The organism is Cohnella thailandensis (assembly GCF_014212135.1).
Classification (GTDB): Bacteria; Bacillota; Bacilli; order Paenibacillales; family Paenibacillaceae; genus Cohnella; species Cohnella thailandensis.
This window is the reverse complement of the sequence record NZ_JACJVQ010000008.1, coordinates 26,069-44,442: the sequence shown is the minus strand read 5'-3', so window position 1 is coordinate 44,442 and position 18,374 is coordinate 26,069. Positions and strand designations below refer to the sequence as shown.

At 59.0% G+C, this 18,374-nt stretch carries 16 protein-coding genes; 13 read left to right on the top strand and 3 right to left on the bottom strand.

Features of this window, described 5'->3' with window-relative positions:
• Positions 1 to 65: 65 nt before the first annotated feature.
• Both H7B67_RS11675 and H7B67_RS11670 read left to right on the top strand, forming a co-directional pair.
• Positions 66 to 6,716 carry an S-layer homology domain-containing protein gene (locus H7B67_RS11675; RefSeq protein WP_185120006.1) on the top strand — a complete coding sequence of 2,217 codons (6,651 nt, stop codon included), beginning with the start codon at positions 66 to 68 and terminating at the stop codon, positions 6,714 to 6,716.
• Between the two features lie 70 nt (positions 6,717 to 6,786).
• Positions 6,787 to 7,371, top strand: coding sequence for a Uma2 family endonuclease (locus H7B67_RS11670; RefSeq protein ID WP_185120005.1), 585 nt, complete (start codon positions 6,787 to 6,789; stop codon positions 7,369 to 7,371).
• A gap of 45 nt (positions 7,372 to 7,416) precedes the next feature.
• On the opposite strand, the gene H7B67_RS11665 is transcribed toward H7B67_RS11670, so the two are convergent.
• Positions 7,417 to 8,388, bottom strand: a complete 972-nt coding sequence (locus H7B67_RS11665) for a D-2-hydroxyacid dehydrogenase (RefSeq protein ID WP_185120004.1) — start codon at positions 8,386 to 8,388, stop codon at positions 7,417 to 7,419.
• Positions 8,389 to 8,556: 168 nt separating this feature from the next.
• On the opposite strand from H7B67_RS11665, the gene H7B67_RS11660 reads away from it, so the two are divergent.
• The 5 genes from H7B67_RS11660 (at position 8,557) to H7B67_RS11640 (ending at position 12,120) form a co-directional block, all read left to right on the top strand.
• Positions 8,557 to 8,997 carry a DUF4362 domain-containing protein gene (locus H7B67_RS11660; RefSeq protein ID WP_185120003.1) on the top strand — a complete coding sequence of 147 codons (441 nt, stop codon included), beginning with the start codon at positions 8,557 to 8,559 and terminating at the stop codon, positions 8,995 to 8,997.
• 74 nt (positions 8,998 to 9,071) lie between these two features.
• Positions 9,072 to 9,824 carry an MBL fold metallo-hydrolase gene (locus tag H7B67_RS11655; RefSeq protein WP_185120002.1) on the top strand — a complete coding sequence of 251 codons (753 nt, stop codon included), beginning with the start codon at positions 9,072 to 9,074 and terminating at the stop codon, positions 9,822 to 9,824.
• Positions 9,802 to 10,389, top strand: coding sequence for a TetR-like C-terminal domain-containing protein (locus tag H7B67_RS11650; protein ID WP_185120001.1), 588 nt, complete (start codon positions 9,802 to 9,804; stop codon positions 10,387 to 10,389). Before H7B67_RS11655 ends, H7B67_RS11650 begins: the two co-directional genes overlap by 23 nt.
• Before the next feature lie 117 nt (positions 10,390 to 10,506).
• A complete protein-coding gene (locus H7B67_RS11645) occupies positions 10,507 to 11,115 on the top strand; it encodes a permease (RefSeq protein ID WP_185120000.1) in 609 nt (202 codons plus the stop codon).
• 150 nt (positions 11,116 to 11,265) lie between these two features.
• Entirely contained in the window at positions 11,266 to 12,120 is an 855-nt protein-coding gene (locus H7B67_RS11640; protein ID WP_185119999.1) for a VOC family protein, read from the top strand.
• A 252-nt stretch (positions 12,121 to 12,372) separates the two neighbouring features.
• On the opposite strand, the gene map is transcribed toward H7B67_RS11640, so the two are convergent.
• Positions 12,373 to 13,122, bottom strand: a complete 750-nt coding sequence (map, locus tag H7B67_RS11635; RefSeq protein ID WP_185119998.1) for a type I methionyl aminopeptidase — start codon at positions 13,120 to 13,122, stop codon at positions 12,373 to 12,375.
• A gap of 3 nt (positions 13,123 to 13,125) precedes the next feature.
• Positions 13,126 to 13,740 (bottom strand): TetR/AcrR family transcriptional regulator, encoded by a 615-nt coding sequence (locus H7B67_RS11630; protein WP_185119997.1) that lies wholly within the window; start codon positions 13,738 to 13,740, stop codon positions 13,126 to 13,128.
• 206 nt (positions 13,741 to 13,946) lie between these two features.
• Between H7B67_RS11630 and H7B67_RS11625 the strand changes: the two genes are divergently transcribed.
• The 6 genes from H7B67_RS11625 to H7B67_RS11600 all read left to right on the top strand — a co-directional run bounded on the left by H7B67_RS11625 (position 13,947) and on the right by H7B67_RS11600 (position 18,231).
• Positions 13,947 to 14,702, top strand: coding sequence for a hydroxypyruvate isomerase family protein (locus H7B67_RS11625; RefSeq protein WP_185119996.1), 756 nt, complete (start codon positions 13,947 to 13,949; stop codon positions 14,700 to 14,702).
• A 167-nt stretch (positions 14,703 to 14,869) separates the two neighbouring features.
• On the top strand, positions 14,870 to 15,451 hold the full coding sequence (locus H7B67_RS11620) for a phage tail protein (protein WP_342592654.1): 582 nt from the start codon (positions 14,870 to 14,872) through the stop codon (positions 15,449 to 15,451).
• 28 nt (positions 15,452 to 15,479) lie between these two features.
• Positions 15,480 to 16,514 (top strand): phage tail protein, encoded by a 1,035-nt coding sequence (locus H7B67_RS30860; protein WP_245364137.1) that lies wholly within the window; start codon positions 15,480 to 15,482, stop codon positions 16,512 to 16,514.
• A 120-nt stretch (positions 16,515 to 16,634) separates the two neighbouring features.
• Complete coding sequence (locus H7B67_RS11610; protein ID WP_185119995.1) at positions 16,635 to 17,150, top strand: phage tail protein; 516 nt, start codon at positions 16,635 to 16,637, stop codon at positions 17,148 to 17,150.
• A gap of 30 nt (positions 17,151 to 17,180) precedes the next feature.
• On the top strand, positions 17,181 to 17,681 hold the full coding sequence (locus H7B67_RS11605; RefSeq protein ID WP_185119994.1) for a phage tail protein: 501 nt from the start codon (positions 17,181 to 17,183) through the stop codon (positions 17,679 to 17,681).
• A gap of 25 nt (positions 17,682 to 17,706) precedes the next feature.
• Positions 17,707 to 18,231: a phage tail protein gene (locus H7B67_RS11600; protein WP_185119993.1), complete on the top strand. Its 525-nt coding sequence runs from the start codon at positions 17,707 to 17,709 to the stop codon at positions 18,229 to 18,231.
• The last annotated feature ends 143 nt before the right edge of the window (positions 18,232 to 18,374 follow it).

Below are 18,374 nucleotides of genomic sequence, written 5' to 3'. Positions count from 1 at the left end.
GAAATGTAAGCGCTTATTTAATAGGATGGGAGGGTACTCATCAATCTAGAGGAGGGTATCTCTTCATGGCAAGGTTACGAGCATGGCTTTCCCGATTCCTGGCGGCGATTATGCTGCTGACCGCGGCCCCCGTGTATGCGGAAGGCACGGGAACGGGAGCGGGTACGGAAGGCGAGCAGGCTGCAACGGGCAACGGTCCGGCGGCCATCGAGACTTCGGTGCAATCGGCCGTCTACGTACGGATTCAGAACAAGTGGCAAAGCAACTTCCTGTACGAAGCGTCGGACGGAATCGTTCGATACGGAATGACGGCGCCGAGCGACGAGTCCTCTCAGTGGCAGATCGTCGACGACGCCGAGGGAACGAAGCGGATTCAGAATCGCAAAACCGGCCATTACATAACGATCGAGAACGTCAGCCAGCGCCGGGACGCCTTGACGGCACGCGAGGCGGAGACGAGCACGCCGGAGACCCGGTGGCTGATCGAGCCCGCCAGCCGCGAAGGGTACTCGCTGATCAAGAGCGCGACCGTCCCTTCGTCGAGCAACCTCGTCATCCACGAGGAGGATCAGCTAGGCTACGCGGAGGCGAGCAGCGACATCAACGTGACCTTCGAGAGCCCGCAGTGGAAGCTCGTGCCGGCCTCGGATCCGATCCCCGTGCGAATTCGCAATCAGGAACGGGTCGGGCAATATTTGTTCGTGAAGAGCAACCCGGAAGCGCCGGATCGGCCTAACGACGTGGTCGCCTACGGCAAAGTCGAGCCGGGCGACGCGAACGCCGAATGGTTCCTGGAAGAGGGAGAAGACGGCCGAATCAAGCTTCGCAACCGGGCTACCGGCCAATATGTCGTTCAATTCGGACCGGACGATTTTTGGCGGAAAATCGAGATGGGCACCGGAGACAATACGGCCGCGACGGAGTGGATCGTGTCCGCGGCCATAGGCGAATCCGGCGTTCCCCAGGCGGGCTATGTTACTTTCCAGAGCGCGCTCAATCCGGCCTACGTGCTGAACAGCCAGTTCCCGGACGATACGTTTGCCCGTTCCAACGATTGGTCGAACGTTCAGAGAGCCAACGCCCATTGGAGAATCGAGCCGGTCTGGGAAAAGCCGGCGCACATCGTGAACTTCACGGAAGGCGACGCGGGGACGGATTATCTGTACGAGGATAACGGAGTCGTGAAGCATGGCGCCCTAGGGACGGAAAATGCTTATAATCCGCTCTACCAATGGGTTGTCGAGGATTACGACGGCGCGAAGAGGATCCGCAACGCGGCCACCGGGCGCTATATCGAAGCCGGAAGTCCTCTAATCACGCAGGACGCTTCCGTCTTGGGAAGCTCGGCACAGTGGCAGCTTCAAGCGTCGCTGCAATACGACGATTATGTCACCATTCAGAGCGTCGCGAATGCCGGCGAATTCATCCATATGGCCGAAAGCGACGAGAACGTCCAGTCCGCCGCCGTCGATCCGAATTCGAACGGGGCGCAGTGGCTGCTGGAGGACCCGTCGGTTCCGGCGGACGGCTCTAACCCGTACGTTCGCATTCAGAACGTTTGGCAGCCCTACGTGCTCTACGAAGATGACAACGGGGACCTGAAGTACGGCAATCCGAGAACGGACCAAAGGGATCAATGGCAGATCCAGAAGTACCACGGACGCAAAAGAATCCAAAACCGCGCCACCGGCCATTACATCAACATTGAGTCGATGAAGGAAGGGCGGATCCGCGTCACGGACGTTCAGGACGATTGGACCAGCGCGATCTGGGTCATCGAGACGGTCAGCGGAGCGAAGCTGATCCGCAGCGTGAACGATCCCGCGACGGGAGGGGAGACCGATCGCCTGATCAACCTCCAGAACCTGACGAAGTACGCCGAATACGCGATGATCAATCGCGGCTGGGGCAGCCCGAAGTGGACGTTCGTCACGGTATCCGACGACCTCCCGCAGTACGCGCGTCTCATCAATAAGCAGACGAATCAACCGCTGTTCGAAGAAACGAACGCCGAGGACCCTACCCAAGGGACGGTCAAATACGGGGAAAAGGACGCTTCCGACGCCTCTTCCGTCTGGGAGCTGGAGGATGCGGGCGACGGCTCGATCCGCCTGAAGAACTCGGCGACGGGCAACTACGTCGCCATGGAGAACGTCGGCGGCGACGTCGAGCTCGCGGATCCGCCTCAGCATCTGCAAACGCTGAAGACGATCTATCCGGTGTGGGGAAGCGCGAAGTGGTTCCTTGAAGACGCGACAGACGAAGGGTATGTCACTTTCCGAAGCGCCTGGGCGTCCCACTACATCCGCGCGGAGGACAGCGGCGGCGGAGTGAAAGTCAGCAAATCCGTCAAAGCCGAGGACGGCACGATCGCCGCTTCCGCGGAGTATAAGATAGAAGCGGTCGACGCGGCCAGCCCGCAATGGCCGGAAGGCTACGTGCAGATTCGCAGCGCGTTCAACCAACAATTCTTGTACGAGAACGCGTCCGGAGTCGTTTTTTACGGCGATGTCGCTCCGTCCAACGGATATTCGCATTGGCTTCTGGAGACGACCGATGGTCAAACCCGCATCAAGAACCGGGTGACGGGCCATTACCTCGCGGCTAGCGGGGATTACCGCTACCTGGAGAGCGTCTCCTCGAACGCTTCCGACGCGAAGACGCAGTGGGCGCTGGAAGCGGCGGCCTCGGACGGCTCGAGCCTTCGCATACGCAGCCTGAACGAGGGCATGGACGATGAATACGTTCATGTCAACGGCTCGGCCGGTTACGCGGAGAGAGGGCTGCTGCCGGTGTCTTACGGTTCTCTGTTGTGGCAGCTTTCCGCCGCTCCGGCGGAGTACGAGACTCCGATTGACGGAGGAGAACGCAACGAACAGACGAGCACGCCCGTTCAAGACGACACCCGTTACGTCATGATCTCCATCGGAGGGAAGAAGCTGACGGAGACCAACGGCGCGATCTCGTTGTCGGAGACGAGCGGCCGGTCCTCCGAGTGGCTGCTTCAGGATTTTAACGGCCGCAAGCTTCTCCAAAACCGGGAGTCGGGACATCTGCTGGCCGTTTCGGATAACGGACAGTTAACGGCGCTCTCGGAATCTCTCCGAATTCTGAATTCGGCACAGTGGACGGTAGAAGAGACGTTAGGCTACCGGACCGTTCGCAGCGCGGCGAATCCGTCGCTCTACCTCTTGAATGCGGGAGGCGCCGCGAAGCTCGGCTCATCCTCTAACGCGGGCGACGTCCGATGGACATTCGATCCGGTGATCGCCGATGTCGTCTATGAGGCGGAAGAGGCTTTCGCAAGCGGCGAAGTCTCGGCGGGGAATGAAGCGTATGCGGAAGGCTTCGGCACCGCGGGCGACAAGCTGATCTGGGCGGTCAACGCTCAAGCGGCAGGAGCTTATGAAGCCAAGCTTCGTTACCGCTCGGCCGCGGAGAACGAGAAGAGCCTCGGCCTGTACGTGAACGGCGAGCGCGTTCAAACGCTGTCGCTGGCGGGAGCGGACGAATGGACCGAGCAGTCGCTGCAGCTGACGCTGCGCTCCGGAATCAACTCGGTAGCGCTTCAGGCTGACGGGGACGCGTCCGGAACCGTTCAGATCGACTCGCTTACGGTGAACGACAGCGTAGCGAAGGCATATCGCGGAGCGGCTCTGCCGTACATTACGTACGAAGCCGAGCAGGGCATCACCAACGGCGCTCTTATCGGACCGTCCCGCACGTACCGCGAAGTCGCTTCCGAGGCTTCGGGCCGTCAGGCGGTGAAGCTGTCCGAGACCGGCGAGTACGTGGAATTCCGGACGGCCAAGGACGCCAACTCGATCGTGCTGAGGTACTCCATTCCGGACAGCGAGGACGGACAGGGGCTTAACGAGACGCTGGGCCTCTACGTGAACGGCGAATTCCGCCGGAAGCTGGAGCTCACCTCGAAGTACGCTTGGGAATACGGCAGCTATCCTTGGTCGAACGATCCTAAGCAAGGCAGCGGGCACCGCTTTTTCGACGAGATCCATGCTCTCATAGGCGACGTTCCGGCAGGCTCCACGATCCGGTTGGAAAAGGATGCCGACAGCAAAGCCGACTATTATATCGTGGATTTGGCCGAACTCGAGCAGGTCGCGGATCCGTTCGCGAAGCCGGAAGGGTTCGTATCCGTCACGGAGTACGGGGCGGCCGCGAACGACGGGCAGGACGACACGGCCGCGTTCAAGCAGGCGATGGCGGCTGCGCAAGCGGCGAACTCCGGCGTCTGGTTCCCGGCGGGCGAGTTCGAGCTCGGGGACGGGCTGCTCTACCTGGACCAAGTGACGATCCGCGGCGCGGGCATGTGGCATACCCGGCTGAACGGCGCTAAATTCGTGGGCAAGGGCAGCGACATCCAGGTGTACGACCTGCTCATCGACGGGGGCATCAACGAGCGGGACGACGAAGCGATCACGAACGCTTTTCACGGGGGCTTCGGTCCGGGGTCGGTCATTCAGAACGTGTGGATCGAGCATACGAAGGCCGGCCTGTGGCTGACGAAGCTGAAGGAGAGCGACGAATATACGCACGGTCTCTACATGGTGGGGCTGAGAATCCGCAACCTGATGGCGGACGGCATCAACTTCTGCGTCGGCACGGCGGACAGCATGATAGAGCAGTCGGACATCCGTTATCCGGGCGACGACGGCATCGCGATCTGGTCGGCGGAAGGGCGGGCCAGCATCCGCAACGTAGCGCGCTTCAACAACGTCTCGCTGCCTTGGCTGGCGGACAACATCGTCGTGTTCGGCGGCACCGACAACAAGGTGCAGGACAACGTCGTCTCCGATACGATCACGAACGGAGCGGGCATCGCGGTGTCGACTCGATTCAATCCGGTACCGTTCGAAGGCACGACGATCGTGGAACGCAACACGATGATCCGCACCGGCAGCTACGACACGGGCTACCAACGCGATCTCGGCGCCCTCTGGGTGTTCGCGAGCGACAAGGATCTCGGCAGCGAGATCGTCATCCGCGACAACGTCGCGCTGGATAGCACCTACCTGGGCATTGCCGTGCAAGGGGATTTCGCTCTGCAGAACGTGCTGCTGGAAAACATCGTCATCGACGGAGCGGGGACGCAGGGCATCGAGATCGCTTCGAACGTTAAGGGGTCGCTTAAGGCAGACAACGTTATTCTTCGTGGAGCCCGGATCGGCGACGTATCGAACGCATCGTCAGCGTTCACGGTCAACGAATCGGGCAAAGGCTTCTCGAGCCTGTCGATTCCGTTCAGGCTGTACGCGGGATCGGAAGGGAACGCAGCGGCCGGCTTAACTCTGAAGTCTGGCGATAAGGTATCGCTGAAGATCGTTCATAAGACCGAAGGGGACGTGACTTCGAAAGCGGAGTTTGCGGTCGTAGGCGGGCAAGCGGCAAGCGTATCCGCGGACGGACAGTTGATCGCCCTTCAATCGGGCTCGACGTACCTTCTCGTAACGGCGCTTGGCGAAACGAGAGCTTATCCGGTGACGGTGAGCTCGGCCGGGACGGGCGGTGTCGGCGTCGGTCCGAGCACCCCGGCGCCTTCCGGCACGGCGGCCAATGACCGCCGATTGACGGAAGCGAAGGAGGAGAAAGTAACCTTCGACGCAGGGGCTTCCGGCGCTAACGGAGTCGTGTCGTTCAGCGTGCAGGGCCTGCTCGCTGCCGGCAAAGCGAACCCCAAAGGCGTTATCGTCGTGACGAACGGCTCCGCTTCCTACTCGCTGTCTCTCTCCGTAATCGCGGAGCTTCTGGAGAAGAGGGCGATCCCGGATCCTTCCAAGGCCGTCTGGAGCTTTATCGTTCGCCCGGCTGACGGGGATACGGCCTCCGACGCGAAGGAAGCGGCCGGCAAACAAGGAATCGAGCTCGCGGGAGCTCCGGTCGAGTTCAATCTCGTTCTGGAAACGGGCGGCGTCCGCGAAGAGATCGGAAGCTTCGGCTCGACATATGTCGAACGCACCCTTGAGGTCGATGGCGTTCTGGATCCAAGCCGTCATACCGTTCTCGTCTTCGATCCAGAGCAAGGCACCTTCCGCTTCGTGCCGGCTGCGTTCTCTTCGGCGGGCGGGAAGACGATGATCAAGGTTCTCAGCGCGTCTAACAGCCTTTATGTGGTGGCGAAGCACGAGAAAACCTACGCGGACATCGCCTCGCACTGGGCTAAGGCGGATATCGAGCTTCTAGCCTCCAAGCTCATCGTGAACGGAGTGTCCGAGCAGGAATTCGCTCCGAATCGTCCGATTACCCGGGCCGAATTCGCGTCGCTGCTCGTTCGATCGTTCGGCCTGAAGCACCAAGAAGGATCCGGCAGCAAGACCTTCAAGGACGTTCCGGCCGGCGCTTGGCATGCGGCGGACGTGGCTGTCGCCGCCGAATACGGCTTCGTGCAAGGCATGGAGGATGGCGCCTTCCATCCGGGTGATCGCATCACCCGCGAGCAGATGGCGGTCATGATCGCCAGGGCTCTCGCCTTCGCTTCGGGCGGAACGCTTCAGAAGGCGGACGGGCAAGCGCTCGCGGCGTTCCCGGACCGCGCCGCGATCTCGGATTGGGCGCGGGAGGCGGTCGCTCAAGCAGCGGGCGCGGCCATTCTGCAAGGAACGGCCGACGGCCGGTTCGCGCCGTCGGTGGAGGCCACCCGCGCGGAAGCGGTAACGATGCTGAAGCGGTTGCTTCAGGCGGTCGGATTTATCGATTGAACTTCGAAATGAATCTTGAAATGCTAGATATGTGATATAATGGGAGAATCCTAAGCCGGAGGGGGATCCCATGGAATACGAGATCAAGCGGAAGCTTCCGCCCCTGATCAAAGAGTCGGGGTGGACGGTCGACGATTACTTCGAGCTGCCGGAAGACGGCAACCAATACGAGATCGTCGACGGCATTCTGGAGCTGAAGCCTTCTCCGACGACGGATCACCAACGGGTCATCCGGCAATTGGACCACGTATTATCGGACACCTGCGAATCCCAATACATCATGATCCTGTCGCCGATCGACGTGATCCTATCCGAACGCGAGACCCGTCAGCCCGATCTGCTGATGGTTCATCGCAGCCGCTCGGAAATCGTTCGCCGCAACGGCATCTACGGTCCCCCGGATCTGGTCGTGGAGCTGCTCTCCGCGAACAGCGCCAAGCGGGACCGGGTCATGAAGCGGAAGTCGTACGCGAAGTTCGGCGTGCCGGAGTATTGGATCGCGGATTACGAGCACCAGACGATCGAGCAATACGTCTCCGCGGCTCCCGGAGAGCCTTACGAGCTAATGAACGTATTCGCAGCTGGCGACACGGTGACGTCGGAGCGCCTTCCTTGCGTAAAGTTCGTCGTGAAGGATGCATTGCAAATCATATAAATGGCTAAGAAGGCGATAGGGAGAAGGTTCCCTATCGCCTTCGCTTCATCCGGACACGACGTTCGCCGGAGATCCGCCGATGAAGCTTCGCAGGTTGGAGACGGCGACGTCCAGCAGCCGTCTGCGGGCTTCCGACGAAGCCCAGGCGATGTGCGGAGTCACGATGCAGTTGCGGGCGGACAGCAGCGGGTTGTCCGCTGCCGGAGGCTCCGACGACAGAACGTCGACGGCGGCGCCCGCAAGGCGCCCTTCGTTTAGAACGGCGGCGAGGTCCGCCTCCGCGATCAGCTTGCCGCGCGCGGTGTTGACGAGCAGCGCGCCGGGTTTCATCAACGCGAGCGTGTCGCGGTTGATGAGCCGCTCGGTTTGCGGAGTCAGCGGGCAATGCAGGCTGACGACGTCCGATTCGCGAAGCAGCGTGTCCAGCGGAACGCGGGGAACGTGCGGAGCGGCGGCGCCCGGCGAAGCGGCCGCCGAGCCCGGCCGTCCCGAGGCGACGACCCGCATGCCGAAGGCGGCCGCGATCCGCGCCACGCTCTCGCCGATGCGGCCCATTCCGACGATGCCGAGCGTTTTGCCTGCCAGCTCGGTGAGAGGGGAACGCCAGTAACAGAAGTCGGGACTGTCCGCCCAGTCCCCTTCGCGAGCGGACTCGCTATGAGCGCCGACTTGGTGACACAGCTCCAGCAGCAGCGCGAAAACGAATTGCGCGACCGATTCCGTCCCATAAGACGGAACGTTGGATACTGTCACCCCGCGATTCGCCGCGGCGGCGATATCGACGATGTCGTAGCCGGTCGCCAGCACCCCGATATAGGCGAGCTCTGACAGCTGCGCGAGCGCGTCCGCCCGCAGCGGCGTTTTGTTCGTCAGGAGCGCGGAGGCTCCTTGGCTTCTCTCCACGATGAGATCCGCGGGAGTCCGGTCGTACACGACGACCTCGCCCAGCTCCCGCAGCCCTTCCCAGCTAAGATCGCCGGGATTCAGCGCGTATCCGTCCAGCACGACGATGCGCATAAGCGATGCCTCCTTCCGGGCGCGATTGCGATAAACCGAGGCCCGAATCTTGTTCCTCCTATCGTATCGGATCGGGCTCGGAAGCTCAACGTCGCTCCGGGAACTTTTAACCAATCCTCGCGTTTATAGGAAGACAAGCATGCCGATTCCATTATAGGGGGACTTAGAATGCCGATTCGATTCCGGGCGAAATCCGCGATAGCCGCTCTGTGCGCAATGGTCATCCTGCTAGGGGGTTGCTCAAAGGCTAACGACCACAGCCAAGAGATGGATTCCAACGTGCTGATCCACTTCGACAAGCAGGATCGCCAGCGCATGAATCAGTTTATCGAAAGAGCCGATGAAGGGAAGTTCGATTACGTGCTCGCCGTCATCAGCTCGTTCGAAGGCGGCAAAGTCATCTATGACCTCATCTCCGACCAGCAAGACGGCAAGCTCCATGTGACGATCGACGATACCCGGGACGCCTACGCCGGCATGAACAAGGGCCAGAAAAAGTATGTATGCGAGGATATCGGCTGGGCGGAAGCCTTCGGATCCGAGAAAGTCAGGCTGTCGGGGTGCGATGGCGCGGAAGCGGAAGGGTTTTTAATCGGATTCGGCAAATAACCCCTTGTCAAAACTAATTCCATTAGTTATTATAAAACTAATCCAATTAGTTAATCCAAAGGAGCGGTCCGAAAATGAAGATTACCCGTGAGCAGTCGGTTTATCAATTGGCGTTCCTGCCTCGTCTTTTTCCGGTGAATGCGTACTTCGTGGAGGAAGAAGACGGCCTGACCCTGATCGACGCGGCTATGCCGTTCAGCGTCAAGGGCATCATGAAGGCAGCCGAGACAATCGGCAAGCCGATCGCGAGAATCGTGCTGACGCACGCCCACGGCGACCATATCGGCGCGCTCGATGGCCTGAAGGCCGCCCTTCCGGACGCGAAGGTATACATCTCGGCGCGGGACGCTCGGCTGCTCGCGGGCGACAAGACCTTGGACGCCGGCGAAGCCGGACCGATCAAGGGATCGATTCCGAAGCCCGGAAGCATCCGGACGAAGCCGGACGTTCTTCTTCGCGAAGGGGACCGGATCGGTTCGCTCCAAGCGATCTCGACCCCCGGCCACACGCCAGGCTCGATGTCGTTCCTCGACACCCGCAATCTCGCCTTGATCGTAGGGGACGCTTTTCAACTGAGAGGCGGTATCGCGGTTTCGGGCCAGACGCGGCCGTTGTTCCCGTTCCCGGCCATGGCCACTTGGAGCAAGGAAGCGAGCCTGGCGAGCGCTCTCAAGCTGCAGCAGCTGAAGCCTTCGCTTCTTGCGGTGGGTCACGGCAGCATGCTCGCGAATCCTCAAGAAGCAATCTCCCGCGCCATCGAGACGGCGAAGCGCAATCTACAATCCCAAAGGAGCCATGATTCCCATGTCACCCAGAATCGGACTTGATCTTCCCACTCTTCTAGACGCGGCAACGGAGATGGCGGACCGGCAAGGACTGGAAGCCGTCACGCTTGCTTCGCTGGCGAGCAAGCTGAACATTCGTTCCCCGTCCCTCTACAACCACGTGAACGGCCTTCCGGAGCTGCGACGCCAGCTCGCTTTCAAGGGCTTGGAGCTTCTTCTGGCCAAAATCGACGGCGAGGTCGCGAATCTCTCCGGCGATGAGAAGCTGATGGCTTTCTGCCGAGCCTACCTGTCGTTCTCGCGCGAGCATCCGGGCTTGTACGCGGCCATTCAACGGGCTCCGGAGCCGGATGACGAGGAGCTGAAGCGAGAGATGGCCGTCGTCGTCGAACGCGCCGTCGAGACGATCGGCGCCTATGGCTTGCAAGGCGACGCGGCCATTCATGCCGTTCGCGCCGTCCGCAGCTTCCTGCATGGCTTCGCGTCCTTGGAGAGCCAAGGAGGCTTCGGCATCCCGCTCGATCTGGACGAAACGTTTCGACTTATGGTCGAGACGTTTATTGCCGGCGTCAAAACGATCCGAAAATCGAATGAAGGAACGATTTAAGGAAGGGGAATCTCCATGAGCTTTATCGTGTTCATGCTGCTTTTCACGCTTGGCTGCGGGTGGCTGGATGCCCGGGCCCGCCGTACGAATTCTAGCCGGGGGAGGAGGTGAACGGCCATGTTCGCAGGTCATTTCGCGCTGGCGGCGGCTGTTAAGTCCCGCGCGCCGCAAGTCCCGTTATGGGCTCTTATGCTGAGTACGCAATTGCTCGATGTCGCGTTCGTTCCGTTTCTGCTGACCGGCAAGGAGACGATAGAGACGGTTGAAGGAGCGGAGGGCTACGGAAGCAGCCTCATTCATGCCGATTATACGCACTCGTTGGTCGGCGCGCTGGTTCTGGCTCTGCTGGTCGGATGGTTGGCGGGGAGACGCTGGGGGCGCAAGTCCGGAGCGATCGTCGCGGCGGTGACGATGAGCCATTGGGTGCTGGATCTTGTCGTCCATCGCGAGGATCTTCCGCTGCTGCCCGGCAATGCGGGAGATCTTCCGCTGCTCGGTTTAGGCCTCTGGCAATGGCCGGCGGCCAGCATCGTCGTAGAGCTGCTGCTCATCGTCGTTGGAGCCGCTATGTATGCAAGGTCTCTCCTGGCGGACAGAAAGCGGGCTCTGCGTCGGGCAACCGCAGCTAAGGGTTCGGCGCGCGGAAACTGGGCCGTCTGGAGCGGAACCAGCATGGGAGCGCTGCTCGCGCTGTCTTTAATATGGGATGTCGCCGGTCCGGGTTGAGAACGCTCCGAGAGGAGAGAATAGCGTATAACGTTGACGAGACGGCCGTTTCGGGAGTATGATACTTACAAAAAGTAACTAAATATCGCCGGGTAGGTAAGTTGGGAATTTATCGAGCGGAGATTTTAGTTAGGCAAGGAGGGCATTCCGATGCCGAAAAGCATCCATCCCGATACGCAAATCGGTCTCGTGCGCCTGAAGGTAAGCAACCTGGAGCGTTCGATCCGTTATTATCAACAGATCATCGGATTCAACTTCGTTCGGGAGCAGGGCGACACGGCCGAGCTGTCGGCGGATGGCGATCGCCCGCTGCTGCTTCTCGAGGAAGTTCCGAATCCGGTGCCGCTTACGCGCAGGCATGCCGGCCTGTACCACTTCGCCATCCTCGTGCCGGACCGCAAGTCGCTGGGGGTAACCGTTCGGCATCTCGCCGAGAACGGCGTTCCGCTCGGGCAAGGCGACCACTGGGTGAGCGAAGCGTTCTACTTGAACGATCCGGACGGCAACGGCATCGAGATTTACGCGGACCGGCCGAGAGAGCAATGGGAATACGACGAGCTTGGACAGGTAAAAATGGGCACGGACCCGGTAGACGTGGAGAGCCTGCTGCTTCTCGCGGACAACGAGCCGTGGGAGGGACTGCCTGCGGGGACGACGATGGGGCATATCCATCTGCATGTGTCGGGGCTCCCCGACACCGAGCGCTTCTACTGCGGCCTGCTTGGCTTCGACTTGGTGACGAAGTTCGGAGATTCCGCGCTCTTCATTTCCGCCGGCGGGTACCATCACCATATCGGCCTCAATACGTGGGCTGGCGTCGGCGCGAAGCTCGCGCCGGATGGGGCGGTCGGCCTCAAGGATTACGAGCTCGTCGTGCCGGACCGTTCGGCGTTTGACGAGATCGAAGGCCGGCTGAAGGCGGCCGATTACCCGTACCAGCTTGACGGCGGGGAGCTTTGCGTGAAGGACCCGACCGGCAACGCGATTCGCGTGGCGGCACGATAAACATAACGTCGGCACTGGGGAGGGTGTCCCGGTGCCGACGTTCGATTATAGGTGAAAAATCATGTTCAGTTCCGTTGTTTCGCTAAATTTGAAGGGATAAGCATGAAAAATCATGCTTATTCTGTTCCATAATCTAAAATGGGCTGAATGAACATGAAATTTCATGTTCAATTCGCTTAAATGCGAAAATCCCGAAAATAAGCATGGAAAATCAAGTTCATGGAGAGGCTCCCCTCAACGAACTCTATCCGTTCAGTCCTGTGCCGTTAAAATAACCGGACCGTCTTTCATGATGGCGATCGTGTGCTCGTACTGGGCGGACAGGCGGCCGTCCATCGTGCGGGCGGTCCAGCCGTCCGCGTCGATCTTCATGCGCCACGTTCCGGCGTTGACCATAGGCTCGATCGTCAGGACCATGCCTTCCTTGAAGCGGAAGCCCTTGCCCGGGTTGCCGACGTGGATGAAGCTCGGCTCCTCGTGCAGCTCCCGGCCGACGCCGTGGGCGGCGAGCTCGCGCACCATGGAGTAGCCGTGCGCTTCGGCATGCTTCTGCAGCGGATGCATCGCGTCGCCGATCCGGTTGCCGATAACGGCGTGCTCGATTCCGATGTAGAGGCACTCCTTCGTGACGCGCATCAGCTTCTCCGCTTCCTCGGACATTTCCCCGACTCCGTAGCTCCACGCCGAATCCCCGATCCAGCCGTCGAGCTGGGAGACGATGTCGATCTTGACCAGATCTCCGTCCTTCAATGGGGTCTTGTTCGGAAAACCATGGGCGATCACGTCGTTGACGGAGGCGCAGGTGGCGTATTTGTAGCCTTTGTAGCCCTTCGTGTAGGCGCGGGCGCCCGCGCGGTGAAGCATATCGTCGACGAGCTCCTCGATATCCCAGGTCGAGACGCCCGGGCGGATCATCTTCGCGATCTCGCGATGGCAGGCGGCGACGATCGCGCCCGCCGGCTTCATTTGTTCAATCTCGCTTGGCGATTTTAAAGTAAGCAAGGATCAGCTCTCCTCTCGTGCTTGCGCAGTCTGTTTGATTCCGGTCAGGAGCAGGCGGGACGTGCGGTCCGCATCCAGCGCGGGATGGTTATGGTACAGCCATAAGCCCGCGCATCCGACCAGCGAGCCGACGAGCAGGCTCGCGGTCTCTTCGGCCGAGCGTGGCTCGATGACACCCGAGACAGCCTCCGCAATCGGTTCGAACAGCTCCGACCGGAAGCGTCTCGGCAGCTCCCCGATCGCGCTTGCGGGCAGTTGATGGAACTTCTCGGATGCCATTTTGTACAGGATAAAGGTTGCCGGCTCCTCCGCCCACAGCTTGAGAAGGTCCGCGCCGAATCGCTCGAGGACGTCCCAGGAAGGAGCTTCCGTTCGCAGACGGTTCTCGGTCAGCTCGCGGGCGGTCTCGAAGGCTCCCCAGAGCAGGTCGCTCAGCATCGTGAATTTATTGTTGTAATAGTGGTAGACGGTACCGTAGCCGATTCCCGCCCGCAGCGCCACGTCTCGGATCTCGAAGGCGGTTCCTCTCGTCAGGTAAACGTCGGCGGCCGCGGATCGGATCTGGCGGAAGCGCTGTTCGCGGATAACGTCGTTCTGCTCCTTCGTTCGGGGCGACATGAGGGAGTCCTCCTTCGGAGTTTATTTTTGACCTACTGTCATGTCGATATAAAACAAAAGTACGCCAAATACAGGGTAGTGTCAAGCGGAGGAACGCCCTGAAATCGGCCGTCTTCCCAACCGCCTTCGGCAAAGGGTACAATGGAAGCGGAAACAACGTTCTCGGAAGGCATCTATTCCATCCTTGGCCAAGGGGGTACAAGCGGTTGAAATTATCCATCTGCACGGATGCGGTTTATCGCGGGGTTCCGACCTCGGAAGCGATTCGCTCGGCGCGGCAAGCCGGCTTCGAGGCAATCGAATTCTGGTCCTGGTGGGACAAGGACCTGAACGCGATCCGCGAGGCGGCGAAGGCTCATGACGTGACGATAACGACGTTCTGCACGCGTTTCGTCAGCTTGATCGACCCGGAGAAGCGCGGCGAGTACCTGGAAGGGCTCAAGCAATCGATCGAGGCTGCCAGGAGCTTGGATTGTTCGCGTCTCATCACCCAAACCGGCAATGACCGCGAAGGCGTCTCGCGCGAGCTTCAACGTCAGCATATGATCGACGGGCTGAAGGAGTGCGTTCCCTTGCTGGAGGAAGCGGGCGTTACGCTGCTCGTCGAGCCGCTCAACACGGCGGTCGATCATCCCGGCTATTATTTGTCGTCCTCGGAGGAGGCATTCCGGGTCGTCCGCGAGGTCGGCAGTCCGAACGTCAAGATCCTCTACGATATTTATCACCAGCAGATAACGGAGGGCGATCTGGTGCGGACGATCCGAGCGAACCTGGAAGGGATCGGGCACTTCCATGCGGCCGGCCATCCCGGCAGAGGCGAGCTTCACAACGGGGAGATCAACTATCCGTACGTTTTCGCCGCCATTAAGGAAGCCGGATATCAGGGCTATGTAGGGCTCGAGTATTTCGGCAAGGAGCCGACCGAAGCCGCTCTCGCGCGGGCTTTGGGGATGGCGAGGTAAGAGCGCTTTATCGACATAAGGAACGAGGCAGAGGCGGCCCCGGCGGGGTCGCCTTTTGTGTTGGCAAGGCACCCTCTCCGGGAGGCGAAGAAACTCGCTTTTTCTATAAATCGGTATTAACTGGGGGTTTTTCAGAGGTTGTTAAGCCGCAGGCAGTATCATAATTGGTGCTTGTCCATCACAAAGCAGTTTCTCTATCCATTTTGAAAGGAGATTACACCATGAGCGATCCGTATGTTGGCGAAATTCGCATGTTCTCCGGCAATTACGCTCCGCCGGGATGGGCGGTTTGCATGGGGCAGGAACTGCTTGTTTACGAATATAGGGAGTTGTTCGAACGGATTGGAACTCTTTATGGAGGCGATGGAAAAAGGACGTTCGCGCTGCCAGATCTCCGCGGGCGCTTGCCGATTCATTACGGCATGTCATCCTCCGGCACGCCCTATGCGCTCGGGCAGAAAGGCGGGTCCGAGCAAGTGAAGCTGATGACGTCCCAATTACCCGTGCATACGCATACGGTACGCGCAAATTCGGCGCAGGGAATGACGGACGGTTCCGCCGATCGCTTCTTGGCAGCCGGGACCGTTAACGGATTCTCGGTTGAAGCGCCCAATGCCTGTTTGAATGCTTCGGCGATTTCCTCCGCAGGAGGAAACCAGCCGCATGACAATGTCATGCCGTTTTTTCCGTTAACGTTTATTATCGCGCTTCGGGGCGAACGCCCGCTGCCGGGAGAATGGCATAGATAAAACCATCAACCCTTGAGGAGGAAGCAAGTTGCCCGATCCTTATGTTGGAGAAATTCGCGTTTTTGCACACGGCGCCGTTCCGGCCGGATGGCTGCCCTGCAACGGTCAGCAACTCGATGTCCAAACCCATTACGCTTTGTTTACGATTCTCGGTACTCAATTCGGAGGCGACGGGATCAAGACCTTTGCTTTGCCCGATCTGCAAGGCCGAGTTCCTCTTTGTCCAAGTCCGTCGATCGCTCCCGGTTCCGCAGGAGGCTCGGAGGAACATGCGCTTACCATTGCCGAAATGCCCGGACATGCGCATCGGCTTTTTGCGGGAACCGATACGGCGACCGTCCTTCCGGATGAGGCGGCATGGGGATTTTCGAGCTCGGTTTCTTATCGTTCCGAGAGCAATACGACGATGTCGAGACATGCTTTGGCCGTTGCCGGAGGAAATCAAGCACACTCGAATATGCAGCCTTATCTCTCTCTGAACTACTGCGTATGCGAGAGAGGAATTTATCCCCAGGCGGAAGGCGGGTTCAGCGATGACCCATTCGTCGGCGAAATTCGTCTTTTCGCGGGAACGTTTGCGCCATACGGCTGGGCGTTCTGCGACGGACAGAGCATGAATATCCGGGATTACATGGCATTAGCCAGCGTTATCTACGTGACATACGGCGGCGATGGTCAAACAACGTTTAAGCTTCCCGATCTAAGAGGATACGCGCCCATGAACTGGGGAGCCGGAGAGGGGTTGACTCCTCGCATTATTGGCGTGACCGGCGGAGAACCAGCCATCGCGCTGACAGAGGAGCAAATTCCGGAACACACCCACGCGCCAAATGCCCAAACGTCGTCGAACACGGCGAATCCGCAAGGCGCCGTCTGGGCAGCGGCTGCAACTGCGAAGGAAGGAGACGGCGGGTCTGCTGTCCGCCCGATGACGGAGCGGGTACCTATGAACGCACAGTCGATTCAACCCAGTGGCGGGGGAGAACCGCACAATAATAGGCAGCCTTATGTAGCCATTCCATTCATTATTTCTTTAGGCGGAATTTTTCCTGCGAGGCCTTGAACTGGTGGATAAAAGTGGGTATCTTTCAGAGATTGTTAAGCCATGGGCAGTATCATAAATGGTGCTTTGGTCATCGAACCGCAGACTCATCTCTATCATTTTTCGAAAGGAGATTTAATAATGAGCGATCAGTATCTTGGGGAAATCCGCATGTTCTCCGGCGCTTACGCGCCTCAAGATTGGGCGTTTTGCAACGGACAGCTCCTTCCGATTAATGGCAATGATGCCTTGTTTACCTTGATTGGAACTCAATACGGCGGGGATGGAAAAACGAATTTCGCTTTGCCCGATTTACGAGGAAGGGTGCCTCTGCACGAAGGAAAGGCAGATTCGGGTACCGTCTATCCGCTTGGGCGGACGGGGGGAACGGAACAGGTTACGCTGAACGAGGGGCAACTGCCCGCGCATACGCATTCGGTCCATGCTCAAGCGCTGGCGGGAAGCTCCGCATCTCCTGCAAACAACTATTGGGCGACCAGTACGATTAAAGAATACTCGAATGAGGCTCCAAACGGTTCTATGAGCGGCTTGGCCGTCTCGTACGTCGGAGGGAATGCCGCGCATAACAACATGATGCCGTTTTTTCCAGTGACGTTTATTATTGCGCTTAAAGGCATTTTTCCATCGTATGGTTGAAATCCGTCAGGCACATAAGGAGGAATAGAAATGGCAGAACCTTTTGTCGGAGAAATTCGTTCTTTTGGATTCGGCATCGTACCCGCCGGATGGATGGCATGCAATGGGCAAGTGCTGCAAATAACGGAAAATTCGGCCTTGTATTCGCTCCTTGGTACCCGATTCGGAGGAGATGGCGTGAAAACGTTCGCTCTTCCTAATTTGCAGGGACGCGTGCCGATTTGCGCGAGCAACCCTAACGCTAAGGTTGCCGCTTCCGGCGGGGAAGAAGGCCATGCGCTCACCATAAACGAAATGCCTTCTCATCAACATGAGGCCACGGCGGGAAGCAATGCCACGACCTCCGATCCGTCGGGAGCCTTCTGGGGAACATCCGACCTCGTATCCTACAATGCGGCGAAGAATCAGACGATGTCTCCCAATGCTTTGAGGACGTCCGGAGGCGGAGCGGCGCATTCGAACATGCAGCCATATACGGTTTTGAATTATTGCATAGCGACTCAAGGCATTTATCCGCCTCAACCGTATTAAGCAGACATAAGGAGGTTCGTTATTCATGGATCCGTATCTGGGCGAAATTCGTTTGTTTGCAGGGCCATTTGCGCCTCAGGGTTGGGCGTTTTGTTTCGGACAGGTTTTGAAGACCATTGAGAATCAAGCGTTATTCACCGTCATTGGCAATATGTATGGCGGCGATGGAAGAGATACGTTCCAGCTCCCCGATTTGCGCGGCCGCGCTCCGATGCATTGGGGGCAAGGGCCGGGATTGACATCCCGATCTTTAGGCGTGGTAGGCGGGGAAACCACGGTAAACTTGACCTTGGATCAAATGCCGGTTCATAACCACTTGCCGGGAACCCATTCCGCGGCAAACGAGACGAGCCCGGTCGGTGCGATTTGGGCAACGACGCAAAAGGTAGGCAAAGCGTCGCCGAAAGCCTATTCGAATGTCGGCTCCGTTCCGATGAACCCGCTGGCGATCGGATCGACGGGCGGGTCTCAAGCGCATAACAACATGCAGCCGTTCCTTGAGCTTAATTTTATTATTGCTTTGGAAGGGATATTTCCGCCTAAGTCGTAATTTTTTTTCGAATACGATTAGTCAGTGAAGGCTTCAAGAAACTGATTTACATGGAGGTAGGCTGTTGTGCGGAGCGGTTCCTTTAACGGCAAAGTTTATAAAAAACGTCTTTTATCCTTAATCACGATATTTGCTTTGATAGC

What these genes read in the sequence shown, in the direction of transcription:
- H7B67_RS11610 (WP_185119995.1), top strand. Translation starts at nt 16,635, where the DNA reads ATGAGCGATCAGTATCTTGGGGAAATCCGCATGTTCTCCGGCGCTTAC.
- H7B67_RS11645 (WP_185120000.1), top strand. Translation starts at nt 10,507, where the DNA reads ATGTTCGCAGGTCATTTCGCGCTGGCGGCGGCTGTTAAGTCCCGCGCG.
- H7B67_RS11675 (WP_185120006.1), top strand. Translation starts at nt 66, where the DNA reads ATGGCAAGGTTACGAGCATGGCTTTCCCGATTCCTGGCGGCGATTATG.
- H7B67_RS11650 (WP_185120001.1), top strand. Translation starts at nt 9,802, where the DNA reads ATGTCACCCAGAATCGGACTTGATCTTCCCACTCTTCTAGACGCGGCA.
- H7B67_RS11605 (WP_185119994.1), top strand. Translation starts at nt 17,181, where the DNA reads ATGGCAGAACCTTTTGTCGGAGAAATTCGTTCTTTTGGATTCGGCATC.
- H7B67_RS11630 (WP_185119997.1), bottom strand. Translation starts at nt 13,740, where the DNA reads ATGTCGCCCCGAACGAAGGAGCAGAACGACGTTATCCGCGAACAGCGC.
- H7B67_RS11655 (WP_185120002.1), top strand. Translation starts at nt 9,072, where the DNA reads ATGAAGATTACCCGTGAGCAGTCGGTTTATCAATTGGCGTTCCTGCCT.
- H7B67_RS11660 (WP_185120003.1), top strand. Translation starts at nt 8,557, where the DNA reads ATGCCGATTCGATTCCGGGCGAAATCCGCGATAGCCGCTCTGTGCGCA.
- H7B67_RS11670 (WP_185120005.1), top strand. Translation starts at nt 6,787, where the DNA reads ATGGAATACGAGATCAAGCGGAAGCTTCCGCCCCTGATCAAAGAGTCG.
- H7B67_RS11640 (WP_185119999.1), top strand. Translation starts at nt 11,266, where the DNA reads ATGCCGAAAAGCATCCATCCCGATACGCAAATCGGTCTCGTGCGCCTG.
- H7B67_RS11665 (WP_185120004.1), bottom strand. Translation starts at nt 8,388, where the DNA reads ATGCGCATCGTCGTGCTGGACGGATACGCGCTGAATCCCGGCGATCTT.
- H7B67_RS11600 (WP_185119993.1), top strand. Translation starts at nt 17,707, where the DNA reads ATGGATCCGTATCTGGGCGAAATTCGTTTGTTTGCAGGGCCATTTGCG.